This window comes from Candidatus Scalindua japonica (assembly GCF_002443295.1).
In the GTDB taxonomy this organism is placed as follows: Bacteria; Planctomycetota; Brocadiia; order Brocadiales; family Scalinduaceae; genus Scalindua; species Scalindua japonica.
The window spans coordinates 417368-436330 of sequence record NZ_BAOS01000004.1 but is presented as its reverse complement, the minus strand read 5'-3'; the positions used below and the strand labels follow the sequence as shown (position 1 = coordinate 436330).

Annotated in this window: 14 protein-coding genes and 1 pseudogene; 13 read left to right on the top strand and 2 right to left on the bottom strand. The window is 39.4% G+C overall.

Annotated features, from left to right (window positions below; translation table 11 throughout):
- Window positions 1-185 precede the first annotated feature (185 nt).
- The 7 genes and pseudogenes from SCALIN_RS04260 (at window position 186) to SCALIN_RS04230 (ending at window position 7192) form a co-directional block, all read left to right on the top strand.
- Entirely contained in the window at window positions 186-2003 is a 1818-nt protein-coding gene (locus tag SCALIN_RS04260; protein WP_096893012.1) for a carbamoyltransferase family protein, read from the top strand.
- 160 nt (window positions 2004-2163) lie between these two features.
- Window positions 2164-3462: a UDP-N-acetylglucosamine 1-carboxyvinyltransferase gene (murA, locus tag SCALIN_RS04255; RefSeq protein WP_096893011.1), complete on the top strand. Its 1299-nt coding sequence runs from the start codon at window positions 2164-2166 to the stop codon at window positions 3460-3462.
- A 416-nt stretch (window positions 3463-3878) separates the two neighbouring features.
- Entirely contained in the window at window positions 3879-5267 is a 1389-nt protein-coding gene (ffh, locus tag SCALIN_RS04250; protein WP_096893010.1) for a signal recognition particle protein, read from the top strand.
- 61 nt (window positions 5268-5328) lie between these two features.
- Window positions 5329-5583 (top strand): 30S ribosomal protein S16, encoded by a 255-nt coding sequence (gene rpsP, locus SCALIN_RS04245; protein ID WP_096893009.1) that lies wholly within the window; start codon window positions 5329-5331, stop codon window positions 5581-5583.
- A gap of 21 nt (window positions 5584-5604) precedes the next feature.
- Complete coding sequence (gene trmD, locus SCALIN_RS04240) at window positions 5605-6294, top strand: tRNA (guanosine(37)-N1)-methyltransferase TrmD (RefSeq protein ID WP_096893008.1); 690 nt, start codon at window positions 5605-5607, stop codon at window positions 6292-6294.
- A gap of 36 nt (window positions 6295-6330) precedes the next feature.
- A pseudogene (gene rplS, locus SCALIN_RS04235) lies at window positions 6331-6678 on the top strand (50S ribosomal protein L19); the annotation flags it as partial.
- Between the two features lie 127 nt (window positions 6679-6805).
- A complete protein-coding gene (locus SCALIN_RS04230; RefSeq protein ID WP_096893006.1) occupies window positions 6806-7192 on the top strand; it encodes a YraN family protein in 387 nt (128 codons plus the stop codon).
- 390 nt (window positions 7193-7582) lie between these two features.
- On the opposite strand, the gene SCALIN_RS04225 is transcribed toward SCALIN_RS04230, so the two are convergent.
- Window positions 7583-7936 carry a site-specific integrase gene (locus SCALIN_RS04225; protein WP_096893005.1) on the bottom strand — a complete coding sequence of 118 codons (354 nt, stop codon included), beginning with the start codon at window positions 7934-7936 and terminating at the stop codon, window positions 7583-7585.
- A gap of 161 nt (window positions 7937-8097) precedes the next feature.
- Here SCALIN_RS04225 and SCALIN_RS04220 point away from each other — a divergent pair, with 161 nt between their 5' ends.
- A complete protein-coding gene (locus SCALIN_RS04220; RefSeq protein ID WP_096893053.1) occupies window positions 8098-9114 on the top strand; it encodes a PDDEXK nuclease domain-containing protein in 1017 nt (338 codons plus the stop codon).
- On the opposite strand, the gene SCALIN_RS04215 is transcribed toward SCALIN_RS04220, so the two are convergent.
- A complete protein-coding gene (locus SCALIN_RS04215; RefSeq protein ID WP_096893004.1) occupies window positions 9101-9292 on the bottom strand; it encodes a hypothetical protein in 192 nt (63 codons plus the stop codon). The genes SCALIN_RS04220 and SCALIN_RS04215 overlap by 14 nt on opposite strands.
- 342 nt (window positions 9293-9634) lie before the next feature.
- Here SCALIN_RS04215 and SCALIN_RS04210 point away from each other — a divergent pair, with 342 nt between their 5' ends.
- The 5 genes from SCALIN_RS04210 (at window position 9635) to SCALIN_RS04190 (ending at window position 18834) form a co-directional block, all read left to right on the top strand.
- Window positions 9635-11431 (top strand): GmrSD restriction endonuclease domain-containing protein, encoded by a 1797-nt coding sequence (locus SCALIN_RS04210; RefSeq protein WP_096893003.1) that lies wholly within the window; start codon window positions 9635-9637, stop codon window positions 11429-11431.
- Between the two features lie 94 nt (window positions 11432-11525).
- Window positions 11526-13007: a type I restriction-modification system subunit M gene (locus tag SCALIN_RS04205; RefSeq protein WP_096893002.1), complete on the top strand. Its 1482-nt coding sequence runs from the start codon at window positions 11526-11528 to the stop codon at window positions 13005-13007.
- A complete protein-coding gene (locus tag SCALIN_RS04200) occupies window positions 13004-14464 on the top strand; it encodes a type I restriction-modification system subunit M (protein WP_096893001.1) in 1461 nt (486 codons plus the stop codon). Before SCALIN_RS04205 ends, SCALIN_RS04200 begins: the two co-directional genes overlap by 4 nt.
- A 183-nt stretch (window positions 14465-14647) precedes the next feature.
- Window positions 14648-15862: a restriction endonuclease subunit S gene (locus SCALIN_RS04195; RefSeq protein WP_096893000.1), complete on the top strand. Its 1215-nt coding sequence runs from the start codon at window positions 14648-14650 to the stop codon at window positions 15860-15862.
- Window positions 15863-15864: 2 nt separating this feature from the next.
- Window positions 15865-18834, top strand: coding sequence for a type I restriction endonuclease subunit R (locus tag SCALIN_RS04190; protein ID WP_096892999.1), 2970 nt, complete (start codon window positions 15865-15867; stop codon window positions 18832-18834).
- Window positions 18835-18963: the final 129 nt, after the last annotated feature.

Genomic DNA, 18963 nt, shown 5'->3' with positions numbered 1-18963 from the left:
TTCCCGTGTACGTCCGGATGAATCCGTTTGGACGGGAAAATGGGAATCTCGCTGCCATTGTAGTGATAATTTTACATTCCCGTTCAACTGATTGCTGGAATGACAGTTTTGGCACAATAAATAGTAAACGCTAAAAAACTTACTGGGCAACTCTGGTCATTTTTTTACATTTGAGAACAAGTAAAATGAATATCATTGGTATTTCAGCTTTTTATCATGATAGCGCTGCATGTCTTGTAAGGGATGGTGAGATAGTAGCCGCTGCGCAAGAAGAGAGGTTTACGAGGAAAAAGCACGATTTTCATTTTCCTACTAATGCGGTGGAGTATTGTTTAAAGGAAGCGGGTGTCAATGCGGAAGGTATTGACTATGTCGGGTTTTATGATAAGCCGTTTATTAAATTTGAGAGAATCTTATATAGCTATCTTGCATATGCGCCGTTTGGGATAAGATCATTTTTTAAATCAATTCCGTTGTGGATTAAACAAAAACTTTTTATAAGGGATATTGTTAAGAAGAAGATTGGATTCAAAGGGGATGTATTATTCCCTGAACATCATGAGTCTCATGCAGCTTCCGCATTCTATCCATCTCCATTCTCAGATGCGGCAATATTGACAATTGATGCAGTGGGAGAGTGGACGACAACAAGCTATGGTATTGGAGAAGAGAATCAGATTCAAATCCTGTCCGAGTTAAAGTTTCCACATTCATTAGGACTTTTATATTCTGCTTTTACCTATTACACCGGATTTAAAGTTAATTCTGCTGAGTATAAAGTTATGGGGTTGGCACCTTATGGAGAGCCCAGATATGTTGATACTATCTTAAATGAGTTGATTGACTTGAAAGAAGATGGCTCTTTCAAGTTGAACATGAAATATTTCAATTATTGTACAGGGCTCACAATGACAAACAGCCGATTCAGCAAATTGTTTGACGGTCCTCCTTCCAAACCGGAGTCAGGAATTACTCAAAGAGAGATGGACCTGGCAAGATCAATACAGATTGTTACCGAAGAGGTGGTACAACGTATGGCAAACCATGTTTATAAAGAGACCGGGAAGAAGAACCTGTGTCTTGCGGGAGGTGTCGCACTGAATTGTGTATCAAATGGTAAGCTGTTAAGAGAAGGGCCTTTTGAAAATCTGTGGATTCAACCCGCGGCGGGTGATGCGGGCGGTGCCCTGGGTGTGGCGTTACTGATCTGGTACGAGTATTTGAGTAATGATCGGGAAGTAAAAGAAGCAAAGTCGATGCAGAAGGCATCTTACATAGGAAATCACTATGAGGATAAAGAGATAGAGGATTTTCTAACGAAAGAGGGTTCTCATTTTGAGAAACTTAAAACAGACGAAATACCGTCAATAGTTGCGGAATTGATTGCGGGTGAGAATGTGATAGGGTGGTTTGAGGGAAGGATGGAATTTGGTCCGCGTTCACTTGGTTCGAGAAGTATTATTGGGGACCCGCGTTCAAAAGAAATGCAGTCGGTAATGAATGTAAAGATTAAATACAGAGAGTCATTCAGGCCGTTTGCTCCGTCGGTATTGAAGGAACATGTGTCAGATTATTTTGATATGGATTGCGAAAGTCCGTATATGCTATTAGTGGCAAATATAAAAGATGAGAAAAAGATCAAAATGTCAGGTGATGAAGAGAGGTTATTTGGTCTGGAAAAGTTAAAAGTGGCACGCTCTGATGTGCCGGCAATTACACATGTAGATTACTCCGCAAGGATACAGACTGTATCCAGGGAAGATAATCCTCTGTTTTATAGTGTCATAGAAGAGTTTTACAAAAAAACCGGTTGCCCCATGGTTGTTAATACCTCCTTTAATGTTAGAGGTGAACCAATAGTGTGTCGGCCTGAAGAGGCTTATAAATGCTTTATGAGAACAGGAATGGATTATCTCATTATGGGAAGCTATCTTCTGGACAAAAAGAGACAGAAACCGTTAGAGGATGATATTGATTGGCAAAAGGAGTTTGAGCCTGATTGAAGGCACTCCTCCAGCTATTAATTTAATTTATATGATGAATCATAATATGTAATAATACTTCGAATTCGCTCAGGATAACATCTGACAGGCACTCAAAATGATGTCACACTGAGCGAATTCGAATGACTGTTTCGTGCGATAACAACCTGATTAATAAAAAATGGAAAAAATGGTAATTGAGGGTGGATACCCCTTAAACGGAAGGGTCAGGGTAAATGGCGCCAAAAATGCTGCGCTGCCTATTATGGCCGCATGTCTATTGATACATGGTACCTCAAAATTACGGGGCATTCCTGAACTTACAGATGTCAAAACTCTTTGCGATATCCTTAACGAGCTTGGTGTAGAAACGAAAAAATGCCAGGATGGTTCACTGGATATTACTGTAAAAGATGAGAGTAATATAACGGCCCCGTACGATCTTGTGAGGAGAATGAGGGCGTCAATCTGCGTTCTGGGGCCATTGCTTGGAAAAAGAGGTATGGCAAAAGTGTCAATTCCCGGCGGGTGCTCAATTGGCTCCAGACCTATAGACATTCATCTTAAAGGAATTGAAGCGCTGGGCGCTGAGGTTGAAGTGAAGGATGGCTATGTAATTGCTACCGGTGAAAAGCTGAAAGGCAGCAGGGTTTATCTTGGAGGTCCCTACGGCTCAACAGTACTTGGCACATGTAACATAATGATGGCTGCTGTACTTGCGGAGGGAAGAACTATAATAGAAAATGCGGCCTGTGAACCTGAAGTGCAGGACCTTGCTAACTTTCTTAATAAAGCAGGGGCTAATATAAGTGCAATAGGTGAGAACAACCTGATTATAGATGGTGTTGATGAGCTGAACGGAGTTGACTACGAGATAATACCCGACAGAATTGAAGCCGGGACTATTATGATCGCGGGTGCAATTACGGGAGGAAATATAGTTTTAGAAAATGATGCTTCATGCTATCTGGCTTCGGTTATCGACAAATTACGAGAGGCTGGTGTTTATATTGATCTCCGTGATGCCGTTAATAACAGTTCTGGCTATGAAAATAAAGGTGAATGTATAGTTAAAAGCGATGGAAACATTAAACCGATAAATCTTACCACATTACCGTATCCTGGTATGCCTACCGATATGCAAGCACAATTTACCACATTGCTGAGCATAGCAAATGGGACAAGTGTTATAACAGAGAGGGTATTCCCGCACAGATTTATGCATATTGCGGAACTTAACAGGATGGGCGCGAATATCATGAATGAAGATGCTATTGCTATTATTAAAGGCGTATCATCGCTTTCAGGGACAACAGTGATGGCATCTGATTTAAGAGCAAGTGCGTCTTTAATAGTTGCAGGGTTAGCTGCTAAGGGTGTTACAGAGATCAGGCGACTATATCATATTGACAGGGGGTACGAAAGGCTGGAAGATCGTCTGGCAAATCTGGGTGCAAAAATATGGCGGGAAAAGGAGTAAAGGTTCCATAAATATAAAGTGCTTTTTCGAGTTCTAAAGGTACATTCTAAAATAATTTACGTTGATTATTTCATTGATTTATATTAAATTATAGACTTTTATAGTCAGGGTGTTTATTTCTGATATTGTAATTTATGTAAAGTCTTGCTGAACCGCAGCTGATAAGCAGGCAACAGGTATAGATATATGTGAAATATGTCTGATTTGACAAAAAACGTAACTGGTTTTTATATTGGTGGTTACATATATTTCCTGTTGCAATCACGAGGTTTTACCACACTGAGCTTTAGTACATTTCTAGTACAGTCATCTAATTACTGTTTTTAAGCGGGAAAATCTGCTTAAAGAGGTATGTAGGGCTGGTGTATCGACTTTTTGATAGATATACGGATAAGAAATAACGGGAATACATAAAAATGTTTGAATCAATTACCGGTAATTTCGAGACAATATTTAATAAAATGCGCGGCAGGGGCAGGCTGAGCGAGCAAAACATACAAGATGGTTTGCGTGAAGTCAGGGTCGCGCTCCTGGAAGCGGATACAAATTATAAGGTCGTAAAGGATTTCATAAAAAAGGTTACAGAAAAGGCAGTCGGCGAGGAAGTTCTTAAAAGTGTTACACCGGGCCAGCAGATAGTAAAAATAGTACAAACCGAGATGGCAAATCTTATGGGCCCTGGTGACTCTACCATAAAGTATGTAGACGGGGACATTACTGTCATCATGCTTGCCGGGCTACAGGGAAGCGGAAAGACGACAACGGCAGGTAAGCTTGCAAATATGATTTTGTCAAAAGGCAAAAGTCCGTTACTCGTAGCTGCTGATGTTCAGAGACCGGCTGCTATTGAGCAGTTGAAGGTGATTGGGCGGCAGCTTAATATCCCGGTATATTCTGAAAAAGGTTCTAATCCCCTTAAGATATGCAAATGGGCGATGAAGCGTGCGTTTCTTGACAAGCATAATGTAGTCATTCTGGATACTGCTGGCAGATTGCATGTTGATGAAGAGTTGATGTTGGAATTGAATCAGATTAAGAAACAGATAAAACCAACACAGATCTTCTTTGTTTGTGATTCTATGACCGGTCAGGACGCTGTTAACAGCGCAAAAGAGTTCCATTCGCAACTTAATTTTGATGGTGTAATTTTAACAAAATTGGATGGTGATACCAGGGGTGGCGCCGCACTATCAATCAAAGCCGTTACCGGTAAACCTATAAAATTTGTAGGGCTTGGTGAGAAGCTTGACAAGCTTGAGGAATTTCATCCGGACCGCATGGCTTCCAGAATTCTTGGAATGGGTGACGTTGTTTCTCTGGTTGAAAAAGCCCAGTTGGCTATTGATGAGAAAGAGGCTGAAAAACTAGAAAAAAAGATTAAAGATAATACACTGACACTTGACGATTTTCTCAACCAGTTACAGCAGGTAAGGAAAATGGGGCCAATGAAAGATATACTCGGTATGATTCCTGGAATGGGCAAAAAGATGAAGGGGATGGATGTTGATGAGAATCAACTGAAAAGGGTTGAGGCGATTATTCGGTCAATGACACTTGAAGAGCGAATGAACCCTGAAAAAATTGAGGGTAGCAGGAGACATAGAATATCTCGTGGAAGCGGAACAAACTCACAGGATGTAAGCCAGCTGCTTAAGCAATTCAAGCAAATGAAGAAAATGTTCAGGTCACTTGGTGATATAGACCCAAAAAGCTTTCAGGGAGGGGAAGGACTGCCGACTGATGCCATGAGACTTCCAAGAAAGATCAGGAGTAAGCGAAAGAAGGTAAAAAGAAAAAAGAAGTGAGTATCAGGTATTATCAGGTTAGATTTATTAAAACAATAGTACAATAAAGGAGAGTTTGTATATGGTAAAATTAAGATTAAAGAGAATGGGGCGAAGAAACAGGGCTTTTTTCAGGCTTTGTGCGTTTGATGCGAGGGAAGAGCGAGATGGAAGAAGTATTGAGCAGTTAGGGACTTATGATCCTATGGAAAAAGATGAGGACAAGAAGGTCGTATTGAAGAGAGAAAGGATCGAATACTGGCTTAGTGTGGGTGCTCAACCAACAGAGACAGTTGCCAGCATTCTTAAAAAGAACAAAATAGGAATTAAATCATAAAGAATATTTAGCTGGTTGCTTATGCGAATAGATATCTTGACCCTGTTTCCTGAAATGTTTCAGAATGTACTGGGGGAAAGCATTTTGAAGATTGCTCGCGAAAAGGAGCTTGTGAGTTTTCATCTGCACAATATCAGAGATTATTCTAATGATAAACACAGGTGTGTAGATGATAAACCATACGGGGGAGGCGCCGGTATGGTTATGACGCCCGAGCCTGTATTTAATGCGGTTGAGGCGGTTGAGATACTTGATGATGCAGCGGCGACAAAGATATTGCTGACACCCCAGGGAGAGACGTTTAATCAGGAAATTGCTGGTGAGTTGTCGAAAAAGGCCCGCTTAATGATAATATGCGGACGCTACGAGGGGTTTGACGAAAGAATCAGATCCGGGATAGGTGCTATTGAAATTTCTATAGGTGATTATGTACTTACTGGCGGAGAGATTCCGGCAATGGTTGTAATTGACTCGGTTACGAGATTAGTTCCAGGGGTCCTGGGTGGAGATAATTCGTTACAAGATGAGTCATTTGTGAATAAGACTCTGGAATATCCTCAGTATACGAGACCTGCGGAGTTCAGGGGAATGAAAGTTCCTGAGGTTTTGAAGTCCGGTCATCATTCAAAGATAGAAGAGTGGAAAACGGAAAACGCCATTTTGAGAACACAGGAGAGAAGACCTGATTTATTGAAAGATAAAACAAAATAACATAGATAATACTTAACACAAAGGAGAGTGAGAATTATGAATATAGTTGCAGAAATTGAAAAAGAAAATATGAAGGAGAAAGTACCACAGTTTAAGGTTGGTGATCTGGTTGATGTACACGTTAAGACAGTTGAGGGCGAAAAAGAACGAATTCAGATTTTCAATGGGACTGTTATCTCTAAAAAAGGCAGTGGCAACAGAGTGACATTTACTGTAAGAAGGGTAGTGCAGGGAGAGGGTGTCGAGCGTGTATTTCCTCTGCATTCTCCAAACATAGTAGACATAGTAGTAAAAAAGAGCCATAAGATAAGACGCGCAAAATTGTATTACCTGCGTGATAGAAAAGGGAAGAGTGCGAGATTGAAGGAGATTCGCAGAAGAGTAAAGAAAACAAGTGCTGCTGAGAATACTGTCCCTGTAGTGGTGGCAGATGAACCTGCTAAAACGGAAGAGGCCCCGGCGGAAACAACAAAGGCAGAAAAGGCCCCGAAAGCCAAAGCAAAAAATAAGGATGAATAACCGTCTACTGGGTCTTGGTGAACTTTGCAAAAAGGGTGAAGCCCTGGCAGGAAAGCTTTTGATAAAAAGAGGCTGCAAGATACTGAAACGGAATTATGTAAGCAGATACGGAGAGATTGATATTATCGCTTATGACAAAGGTGCTATCAGCTTCGTTGAAGTAAAGACGCGCCGGACAGAGAATTATGGCCCACCCGAGTTGGCAGTAACGAAAGAGAAAAGAAAAAGAATAATTCGTACCGCGCAGAATTACCTTGTGGTAAATAAAATCGAAGATACAGATTGCCGTTTTGATGTTGTTTCTGTTTTTTTCAAAGAAAACGATAACAAACCAGAAATTGAATTTTTTAAAGGCGCATTTACCGCTGATGAGTATTAAGGTAATAATTCATTCACTGGGCAGGTAGTTTTGGGTTTATTCCTGACAAAAAAAATATTTAATGTACTTGCCTGAAAATCGGTAATATAACAAGAAGCTATCAAGATTGGGTGGACGTAATTAATTTTACAGGCAATAGTAACTTCTTTCAAAAACCACTTTTATTGTCTATGTTATCGCGAGTTGATAATGGATGGTAAGTTCCGGACCTGAATCTTACATTTTTCAGATCCAGCTCAAAGGCTAAAATGATAATTGATACACATGCACACATAAGTATCAACAGAGTTGTAAGTTGCTGACAAATAATACTTTACAATTCTGCCAAAATTTCATTTTCGCCGTGTATAGTCAGATTGTAGTCAGTTTCTAAAATTTCAACACCTTCTCTCAAGCTATCAGGACAATGACAGCATAACGCTGAGTCATCTTAATATCTTTGTGACTTAATAATTTTGATATCTTATAGATATCGATTCCCTTTTGCGCCATGCGTGTTGCAAAGGTATGCCTCAAATCATGCAGTCTGAAGTTGTCAATTCCTGCCTCTCGTATTAATTTATGAAAGACGTTCCTGAGACTGTTATGATTGACTTTCCAACCATATCTGTTGAGAAACACATAGTCAATTTTCAGGCTCTTGACTTTAAACTTCTTTTCAAGAACACTTAATGCGTTCTTATTAAGAGGCACGGTTCTCTGTTCACCATTCTTTGTGATATTAATAAGAATAGTTTTCTTCAAAAATTATCTTTTTTTAATTAAATAATCTGCCCCATCAAAAAGAAGTAACACTGCTTTGCATAAAAGATACTATACAGCTACATAAAAGATACTATACAGCTATGTGATTGAAAATAATACACTTGAAACAATTCAGATATACTATAAAATCGGAAATTGATATGAAAGAGATTGATAATTCATTCTATAACGATATCCGCGCTATTCTGCAACAAGCAAGAAACAAAGCCTACTCTGCCGTTAATTACGCAATGGTTGAAGCTTACTGGAGTATTGGTAGAAGAATTATAGACGAAGAGCAAAAGGGTAAGGAAAGAGCTGATTATGGCGCTAATCTTATTAAAAACCTGTCTATCGCTCTTAATACCGAGTTTGGAAAAGGATTTTCTGTCGCCAACCTATGGAATTTTCGACAGTTTTATCTTGTTTTTCCAAGTAACGAAAAACTCTACACACTGTGTAGAGAATTGAGTTGGTCACATATTCGTCTGATTATGCGCATTGACAATCTCAAAGCCCGTGAATACTATCTAAAGGAATCAAAGTCTCAAGGATGGAGTGTACGGCAGCTTCAAAGAAATATCAATTCTCACTATTACGAAAGACTGCTCTCATCATCAGACAAAGAAAATGAATCACTTGTTGAAAATGAAAATGCTCGTGATTTCATTAAAGACCCTTATGTACTGGAATTTCTCAATTTACCGGAAAATGAAGAATTAAAGGAATCAACACTTGAAAAAAACATCATCAATAATCTTCAGGCATTTCTTTTAGAAGTCGGCAAAGGTTTTTCATTTGTAGCACGCCAATTTAGAATAAGTACTGAAACATCCCATTTTTATATTGATCTGGTTTTTTATAATTACATTCTTAAATGTTTTGTGATTATCGATTTAAAAACCGGCAAATTAACTCATCAGAATATTGGTCAGATGGATATGTATGTCCGTATGTTTGATGATCTAAAGCGAAGTGAGGATGACAATCCAACTATTGGAATAATCCTTTGCAGCGACAAAGAAGATACTGTTGTCAGGTATTCTGTCTTAAAGGACAGTGAGCAGCTTTTTGCTTCGAAATATCGTCTGGTTCTTCCCACAGAGGAAGAATTGAAAACAGAACTAAAACGAGAAATTCAACTGATTGAAGAACAGCAAGCTGTCAATGAAAAATGACGAAACTAATTAGTTCAGATAAAAACAGACATGCGGTGCTATCTCTCAACATATGAAACGAATCCTCTATTTTTGGTGTTTGATTACGGAATTTGCGAGTTAATACATCAACCAGGGCTGATTGTGCCCACCAATAGTACATTCCTGATATACTATTATTTGTAGTTGTATTCTTCATAGTATCTCCCTGCATTAAATTGATAATAAAACATATTAACATAATAAAGATAGATGGATTCTAAAAACACAAAAAACTTATATGTTGTTAATTACTTATCCCCCCGTAAATATTGAATAATAAAAAAAACGATTTTGATATTAAGTATTCTATAGCCTCATGATACCTTCACATGAAAGATACTATACCGCTATGTGATTGAAAAGAAAACACTTGAAACAATTCCGTTATACGATAGAATCCGTAACTATACAGAATCTAATGAAAAATTAGACAACCCATTAGGTTTGATTCTTTATTCTTCAATTTCACGAATTTACATATGTAAAAAGAGGAAAATAAATGTCAATTCAACAATACTCTGTTAATCAGCATCCGATTCAAACATTACTTACATGGATTTCGTCTGGAGAAATTGCAATCCCTGAAATCCAGCGTCCGTTTGTCTGGGATGCAACAAAAGTCAGAGATTTGATAGATTCATTATATGAGGGATATCCGATAGGCTACTTAATTGCCTGGCGAAATCCATCGGTAAAGCTAAAGGATGGCACTTCATCTGAGGGTAAAAGAGTATTAATTGACGGCCAACAAAGAGTAACCGCACTTATGGCATCACTACTTGGTGCAAGAGTTATTAACAAAGACTATAAAAGGGTCAATATATCCATCGCATTTAATCCGAAAGAGAGAAAATTTGAAGTTACTAATCCAGCCATAAAGAAAGATAAAACATGGATTGCTAATATCTCAGATATCCTTTCGCAAGATGTTAGTCTTCTTAAGGTTGTAAATGAATATTGTGAGAAAAATGAAGGTAGTAACCAGGACGAGATCTTTAAAAGTATTGAGTTATTGCGTGGAATTGTAAATAACCATATTGGGCTTATTGAGTTAAATTCAGATTTGGACATCGAGACTGTTACAGAAATATTTATTAGGATAAATTCTCAAGGAGCCGTTCTCAGTCAGGCAGACTTTGCCATGTCAAAAATTGCTGCTAATGAAACATACAATGGCAATAAAATGCGCAAATGCATTGACTATTTTTGTCATCTAGCAGTTGCACCAGAATTCTTTCAGCAACTTGCCGAAGTAGATAAAGGGTTCTCTTCAACTGAATATTTCAAAAAAATGTCATGGTTAAGATCAGAGAATGACGATCTTTATGATCCTTCCTATACAGATATGCTACGTGTAGCATTTACCTCAGAATTTAAGCGAGGCCGCCTTCAGGATTTAGTAGCGCTTTTGTCCGGTAGAAACTTTGAGACCAGGGTGTATGAAGAAGAAATTGCAGAACAATCATTTAAACAACTTGAAGAAGGACTTTTCAAGTTTATGAATGAAACGGACTTTAAACGGTTCGTTATGATTCTCCGTTCTGCTGGTTTTGTTGAATCAAGTATGATTCGCTCACAAAATGCTATTAATTTCGCCTACATTGTATATCTAGTTCAGAGGGCTAATAAAATCGAACCGGCTACAATCGAAACTAACGTTCGCAAATGGCTTGTAATGTCAGTGCTGACAGGACGCTATTCTGGTTCACCTGAATCATCATTTGACTTTGACATAAAGCAGATTGGTGAAATTGGTGTTTCAAAATATCTGGAAAACGTAGAAGCCGCTGAATTATCAGATGCTTTCTGGGATGCAGGATTACCACAACAGATGAATACATCAGTTGCGAGTAGTCCTTATTTTAAGGTATATCTGGCTTCTCAGGTTCATGCTAATGACAAGGGTTTCTTATCAAAAGAGATAACCGTTAGAGACCTGATTACTCATAGAGGGGATGTTCATCACCTTTTCCCTAAAAACTATCTCAAAAAAAATGGACTTACACGAGGCAGATACAATCAGATTGCAAACTATGTCATGATGCAAAGTGAAATAAATATTGCAATTGGAGATAAAGCCCCATCAGAATATTTTTCAAAACTCATAGATCACTGTAACAATGGCTCAACTGCTTATGGTGCAATTACAGATATAGAAGAAATGAGAGAAAATTTCAAAACACACTGTGTACCTGATGAAATGGAAAACAAAAACATAGAGCACTATGACGAGTTTCTGCAAGAGAGAAGGAAATTGATGGGACAAAAGATCAAGAATTACTATTGGAAGTTGTAGTTTCTACAGTTGCAATCTACTAAAATTTCATCTCAAAAAATAAAAGAAGTTAATGATGATTGGAAGAGACGATCTGGACAGATGAAAAAAACTAATGAGTAAAGAAATATCACTATCACAACTTGAGCAGTATTTATCAAAAGCGGCCTGGATCTTAAAAGGACCGGTTGATGCTTCTGATTTTAAGGTTTATATATTTCCCCTATTATTTTTTAAAAGAATCTCTGACGTATATGATGAGGAATTTAGACAGGCGTTAGAGGAGTCGGACGGGGATGAGGAATTCGCGTCTCTGCCTGAAATGCACCGTTTTGAAGTACCGGAAGGGTGTCATTGGAAGGATGTACGGGAAACTACGGTTAACGTTGGGTTGGCAATTGAAAAAGCGTTACGTAGTATTGAAAAAGCAAATCAGGATTTTCTTTATGGGATTTTTGGTGATGCCCAATGGAGTAATAAGAATAAGCTATCTGATAAACTGCTCATAGATTTGATTGAACATTTTTCACAATATACCATTGGCAACAGAAATGTAAATCCGGATATGCTGGGACAGGCTTATGAATATCTGATCAAACATTTTGCTGATCTAACTAATAAAAAGGCCGGCGAATTTTATACACCCCGCTCTGTGGTTCATCTACTTGGTTTGATATTAGATCCTAAAGAGGGTGAAAGTGTTTATGATCCAGCGTGCGGCACAGGAGGGATGCTTCTTGAATGTGTTGACCATCTGAAAGAGAATAAAGAAGATTATCGTACACTTAAACTCTATGGTCAGGAAAAGAACCTGACTTCAAGTTCTATAGCAAGAATGAATATGTTTCTGCATGGTATAGAAGATTTTAAGATATACCGTGGGGATACGCTTCGCAGCCCTGCTTTCTTTGAAGCTGATGGTCTGCAGACCTTCGATTGTGTCATCGCAAATCCTCCGTTTTCCTTAAAAGATTGGGGAGCGGAAAACTGGGCAAATGACCCTTACGGTAGAAACATTGCCGGTGTTCCACCCAGAGGAAATGGAGATATGGCCTGGGTACAACACATGGTCACATCCATGAACGATACAGGCAGAATGACCGTAGTCCTTCCTCATGGCGCTCTCTTTCGTAAAGGCGCTGAAGGTAAAATCAGAAAAGCGCTCCTGGGAGAGGACCTGTTGGAGGCGGTAATTGGTTTGGGACCAAATGTCTTTTATGGAACCCAATTAGCTGCCTGTGTGATGGTATTTAAAGAAAATAAAGTTGCGGCAAAGAGAGGCAGGGTTTTATTTGTTGATGCTTCTGATCAGATAAGAGTCGGACGAGCTCAAAACTATTTAGAACCGGAAAATGTTAAACAAATATTTGAGTGGTTTAATGCATATGTTGATGTTGAAAATTATGTAAAAATCGCAACTATTGATGATATCCGTGAAAACGATTACAATCTTAATATTCCTCTTTATGTAGAGAAAATCATTGAAGATAACCTGCCTTCGGTAGAAGAGGCGATGAGTGATCTGAAGAACGCCTGGAATGAGAGTTTGAGAGCGGAAGAGAAATTTAAGGCAATCTTAAAGGGATTTATTAAATGACCCAACAGGAATTAGAGAAATATCTCTGGGGCGCGGCCACCGCTTTGCGTGGTACCATTGATGCCGGTGATTATAAACAATACATCTTTCCCCTACTCTTTTTTAAGCGTATCTGTGACGTCTATGATGAAGAGTTTGAGAATGCCCTTGCCGAAAGTGACGGTGATATTGAGTATGCGACATTTGCAGAAAATCACCACTTTCAGGTTCCTGAAAATGCCCATTGGAACGTTGTGCGTGAAACTACAGTAAATGTAGGAATGGCTCTGCAGAATGCTATGCGGGCAATTGAAAAGGCAAATCCTGAAACCCTTTTTGGTATTTTTGGCGATGCAAGCTGGACAAACAAAAATCGTCTTTCAGACGAAATCCTGACCAATCTGATAGAACATTACTCACAGCACAAGCTCAATTTATCAACAGTACCCGATGACCAATTGGGTAATGCCTATGAATATCTTATTAAGGAGTTTGCTGATGACAGTGGTCATACGGCAGCGGAGTTTTATACCAACCGTACTGTGGTAAAATTGATGACCATGATCATGGACCCTCAACCGGGTGAAAGTGTCTACGATCCCACATGTGGTTCCGGAGGCCTGCTGCTTAATTGCGCGTTGCACCTGAAGGAGGAAGGCAGGGAGTACCGCACACTGAAACTCTACGGACAGGAGATTAATCTGATAACCTCTGCTATCGCACGGATGAACATGTTTATGCATGGTATAGAGGAGTTCAGTATTGTCCGGGGCAATACACTGACAAGTCCTGCCTTTATTGAAAATGATGAGATCAAAAAATTTAATGTGATTCTTGCAAATCCCCCATACTCAATTAAGGCCTGGGACAGGAAGGGTTTTGAGAATGACCCCTTTGGTAGAAATCTCTGGGGTGCTCCTCCGCAGGGGTGTGCGGATTACGCGTTCCAACAGCATATGCAGAAGAGTCTGGATGAGAACAATGGGCGTTCTATCTCTTTATGGCCTCATGGGATTCTGTTTCGTGATGCTGAGGCTGGTATGCGACGAAAGATGATTGAGCTTGATTTAGTGGAGTGTGTCATCGGATTAGGGCCTAATCTGTTTTACAACTCTCCCATGGAAGCGTGTTTGTTGATTACGAAGACAAATAAAGAGAAAAAGAAGAGAGGTAAGGTGTTAATAATCAATGCGGTCAAAGAAGTCAAACAGGAAAAAAATATTGCTTTTTTAGAAGATATACATATTAAACGAATCTATAACGCATATAAAAACTTTAAGGATGAAGATGGTTTTTGTAAGGTAGTTGATATTAAAGAGATCCTGGAACACAATGCTAGTTTAAATATGCCACTTTATGTGAGTAATGTCAATACCGATACAGATCAAGTCTCTTTAGATGATGCCTTACAGAATTGGGAGAACTCATCTATTGAACTTAAAAATAGTATGGACAAATTGTTTAAGGTTTTGAATTAAGGTCAGCGCTTTCGGTTAGGTTTTTGCGCGTGCCTCTTTTGTCATACCCGAAATCCTTTATCGGGTATCTAAGTGACTCGTTCATCCTGGATTCCCGCTAAAAGAATGCGGGAATGACAGTTTTGGGGCATTAATTTGAACATGCAAAAACCTAACGGAATGCTACTGGGTTAAGGTAGGCATATGCCAATAAAAAAAATTGATTTGAAAAATTTAGACAAGACCAATTGGCAATCATATCGTTTTGATGAAATTGCCAAAAGCATTACGGAACGCATTGATCCAAATAATACTGATCTAGAAATGTATATAGGATTGGAACACCTTGATCCGGAATCAATCCACATTAGACGAAATGGAACAAGAGACGATGTAAAGGGTCAAAAATTAAAATGCTATCCTGGAGATGTGATTTTTGGCAAGAGGCGTGCTTATCAGAGAAAAGCATCCATAGTTACTAAAGAGGGGTTTTGTTCCGCACATTCAATGGTACTTAGAGCAAACCCAGAGATAATTGAACCAAAACTTTTTCCATTTTTTTTGCATTCTGATTTGTTTATGCATAGGGCAGTTGATATCTCAGTAGGTTCTCTTTCTCCTACGATAAATTGGGGAACATTGAAAAAGCAAGAATACTACCTTCCCCCCAAAGACCAACAAGCCCAACTGGCGGAACTTCTCTGGGCAATGGATGAGGTGATTGAGAAAGAGTTGGAGGTGTTGGAAAAAACAAAAAATTTACTTAATGGTTTTGTGGAAGGCGTAATTCATGGTAAACATTTGAATGATAAGGGACTTCAAAAAACTAAAATTGGTTTGATTCCATTAGGTTGGAAGGTATTGAACATGGATGACATTGTATCTGTGAAGGATGGGACTCATTTTACCCCCAAATACACAAATAAAGGTATGCCATTTTTAAGAGTAACTGATATACAATGTTCAAATATTGATTTCAAGAAAATAAAATTTATCTCTAGGGAAGAACATAACCAATTAATAAAAAGATGTAACCCTCAAAAAGGTGACATATTATATTCAAAAAATGGGACGATTGGTATTTCTAAAATTATTGATTGGGATTGGGAATTTTCAGTATTTGTATCCTTAGCTCTTCTTAGGATTAAAAACAAGAAAGATCTCAACATTAGTTATTTAAAGTTGTTACTTGATTCTGTTCATATAAAAAAGGAAATTTATAGAAGATCAAAGCAAGGAACTATAACCAATCTTCATCTTGAAGAAATTCGATTATTTAGAATGCCGATGCCACCACTAATCAAACAATTAGAAATAGCTAATAATGTAGAAAAAATTAATAATTCTATTTGTTTCATTGAATCCAAAATCAATACTTCCAAATCTTTACAAAAAACCCTAATAAACCAGATATTCTAATCATGACATTTACAGAACTCAATAGCGTAGAACACTACATAATACACCAGCTCAGTGGAGTAAATCTAAATAGTAGTGATAAAACATCAGAGCCACTTGCTTCTTATGGTGCAGAATGGAAGTTTCGGTCAGCTCAAGATTTAAAGCGTGGTGTCAATGAAGTCTTAGTTGAATCGGACTTAAAAGAAGCGCTCATTAAACTAAACTCTGAGATTGGCCAAAACCCGGAACTGGCTGATGAGGTGATCTACAAACTACGGGCTATCCTGATCTCGGTAAATCAGGTTGGTCTGGTAAAGGCAAATGAAGAGTTCTATAAATGGCTCACTGGTGAAAAAACAATGCCATTTGGTGAAAACAGTCGTCATGTGCCGGTACGATTAATTGATTTTGAAGATTTAGAGAATAACAGGTATGTAGTTACCAATCAGTTCCGCGTTCACCACAGGGAAACAAAGATCCCTGATGTCGTACTGCTTATAAATGGAATACCAGTCGTAATAGGAGAGGCGAAGACGCCAATTCGTCCCTCTGTAAGCTGGCTGGACGGGGCTCATGAGGTACACGACATCTATGAAAACGCGGTGCCCCAACTCTTTGTACCCAACGTTTTCTCATTCGCGACAGAGGGAAAGGAGCTGTTCTTTGGCGCGGTTCGCTGCCCCCTGGAACAGTGGGCTCCCTGGCGTATTACAGACAGGAGTAGATCCATTGCCCAGGCACTGGGGCTATCTGAGATTGGTAAGGAGCTCTCTGATCTGATGAGCCCAGAGCGGTTGCTCGACATCATGCAGAGCTTTTCACTCTTCACCACCAATAAAAAGAAGCAGCGCATTAAGGTTATCTGTCGTTTTCAGCAGTATGAAGGTGCCAATAAAATTGTTGAGCGTGTTAAAGAGGGAATAGTCAAAAAAGGGTTAATATGGCATTTTCAGGGTTCCGGCAAATCCCTGCTCATGGTGTTTGCGGTGCAGAAGCTTCGTAGATCACCGGAACTTAAAAGCCCGACCGTTATTGTCCTTGTGGATCGAACAGATCTGGATACTCAAATAACAGGTACCTTCAATGCCGCAGATGTGCCCAATGTTGAGACAACGGACAATATCAACGAATTACAAACCCTTCTGGAACGGGATACCCGTAAGATCATCATATCAATGATCCATAAATTTCGTGATGCAAAACCGGATATGAACACCAGAGAAAACATCATTGTTTTAGTTGATGAGGCACATCGCACACAGGAGGGTGATCTAGGTCGTCAAATGCGGGCGGCCCTGCCCAATGCCTTCCTCTTTGGCCTGACTGGAACACCGGTAAACAGAGCGGATAAGAACACCTTCTGGGCCTTTGGGGCAGAAGATGATCCTGATAGGTATATGGCTCGCTATACCTTTCATGAATCAATTCGAGATGGTGCGACACTACCTCTCCACTTTGAGCCTCGTCTTGTCGATGTGCACGTAGATACGGAATCGATTGATAAGGCATTTGAGGAGTTTAAAGAGGAGTCTGCGCTTACCGATGAGGAAGCGGATGAACTGAATAAAAAATCTGCAAAAATGGCGGCCTTCCTGAAGTCTCCCGAACGAGTGGAAAGGATCGTGTTAGATATCGCCACACATTTCAGAGAGAAGGTTGAACCACAGGGACTAAAGGCCCTGGTTGTCACACCTGACCGCCACGCCTGTGTGCAATACAAAAAGGAGATGGATAAGCATTTCCCGGAAGATGCAAGCAGGGTGGTTATCTCAACATCAGCAAATGATGAGTTGGAGTTCAAACAGAAGTGGGGAATTGATAAGAGCGAGCAGGAAAAAATTGTAGACTCTTTTAATGACGGAGAGTCACCATTAAAGTTTATTATAGTTACCGCCAAGCTTTTAACGGGCTTCGATGCCCCCATATTGCAGACTATGTATCTTGATAAATCACTGAAGGACCATACACTCCTGCAGGCAATTTGCCGTACAAACAGATTGTACCCACAAAAATCATTTGGAAGAGTAGTAGACTATTTTGGTGTGTTTGATGACGCGGCCAAAGCGCTGCAATTTGATGATAAGAGTATCAATAAGGTGATAACAAACCTGTCAGAGCTACGAGACAAATTACCACAGGCATTGAAAGATGCCCTTTCTCATTTTATCGGAGTCGATAAAACTGTGGAAGGGTTTGAAGGGCTGGAAGCAGCACAAAATGCGATTTATACCAATGAGAAGAGAGATGTGTTTGCCAGAGATTATAAATACCTGACAAGATTATGGGAATCATTATCACCGGATCGAATATTAGATATCTATTCTCAAGATTATCGCTGGTTGTCCCAGGTGTATGAATCGGTAAAACCGGCATCAGACAACATTGGAAAACTGTTATGGTTTACTCTGGGCGCCCAAACCACAAAATTGATACATGATAATGTCCATGTAAGAGAAGTGCATACGTTGGAGGAGTTTGTTTTAGATGCAGATGTTATTGAAGATATATTTAACAATCCGGATCCTGAAAATGTCAAAGAACTTGAGAAGGAAATGATCAAACGCTTTAAGAAACACGCAGACGACCCGAAATTCAAAAAACTCAGTGAACGCCTGGAAGAGCTTCGGGATAAGGCGGAAAAGGGCTTGATAACATCTATAGAGTTTGTAAGAGAACTCTGTAAACTTGCAAAAGAGACTGTCAAGGCCGAAAAGGAGGGCGAACAAGACTCACAAGAAAAGTCACCACAGACAGCATTAACGGAACTGTTTTTGGAGATAAAGACGGATCAGACACCTGCTGTAGTAGAACGAATAGTTGCTGATATTGATGCCATCGTAAGAGTTGTGCGTTTCCCCGGTTGGCAGAAGACAACTTCAGGAGAACGAGAGGTGCAGAAGTCATTAAGGAAGGCACTTTTGAAGTATAAGCTTCACAAGGATCAACTACTGTTTGACCGGGCTTATGCTTATATTAAGGAGTACTATTAAGAGTATATGTAGAACAAATAGGGACAAGACATAAACATAGAAAGAGAATAACAAAAGTTAGGGTCACTCATTAGTAGGCCCCTGTCAAGTGCTAAAATACTGCATTAGTTAACTAAACATTATGCGTTC

Excerpts from the sequence above, each read along its gene's own strand:
- SCALIN_RS04260 (WP_096893012.1), top strand. The coding sequence starts at position 186 with ATGAATATCATTGGTATTTCAGCTTTTTATCATGATAGCGCTGCATGT.
- murA (WP_096893011.1), top strand. The coding sequence starts at position 2,164 with ATGGAAAAAATGGTAATTGAGGGTGGATACCCCTTAAACGGAAGGGTC.
- ffh (WP_096893010.1), top strand. The coding sequence starts at position 3,879 with ATGTTTGAATCAATTACCGGTAATTTCGAGACAATATTTAATAAAATG.
- rpsP (WP_096893009.1), top strand. The coding sequence starts at position 5,329 with ATGGTAAAATTAAGATTAAAGAGAATGGGGCGAAGAAACAGGGCTTTT.
- trmD (WP_096893008.1), top strand. The coding sequence starts at position 5,605 with ATGCGAATAGATATCTTGACCCTGTTTCCTGAAATGTTTCAGAATGTA.
- SCALIN_RS04230 (WP_096893006.1), top strand. The coding sequence starts at position 6,806 with ATGAATAACCGTCTACTGGGTCTTGGTGAACTTTGCAAAAAGGGTGAA.
- SCALIN_RS04220 (WP_096893053.1), top strand. The coding sequence starts at position 8,098 with ATGAAAGAGATTGATAATTCATTCTATAACGATATCCGCGCTATTCTG.
- SCALIN_RS04215 (WP_096893004.1), bottom strand. The coding sequence starts at position 9,292 with ATGAAGAATACAACTACAAATAATAGTATATCAGGAATGTACTATTGG.
- SCALIN_RS04210 (WP_096893003.1), top strand. The coding sequence starts at position 9,635 with ATGTCAATTCAACAATACTCTGTTAATCAGCATCCGATTCAAACATTA.
- SCALIN_RS04205 (WP_096893002.1), top strand. The coding sequence starts at position 11,526 with ATGAGTAAAGAAATATCACTATCACAACTTGAGCAGTATTTATCAAAA.
- SCALIN_RS04200 (WP_096893001.1), top strand. The coding sequence starts at position 13,004 with ATGACCCAACAGGAATTAGAGAAATATCTCTGGGGCGCGGCCACCGCT.
- SCALIN_RS04195 (WP_096893000.1), top strand. The coding sequence starts at position 14,648 with ATGCCAATAAAAAAAATTGATTTGAAAAATTTAGACAAGACCAATTGG.
- SCALIN_RS04190 (WP_096892999.1), top strand. The coding sequence starts at position 15,865 with ATGACATTTACAGAACTCAATAGCGTAGAACACTACATAATACACCAG.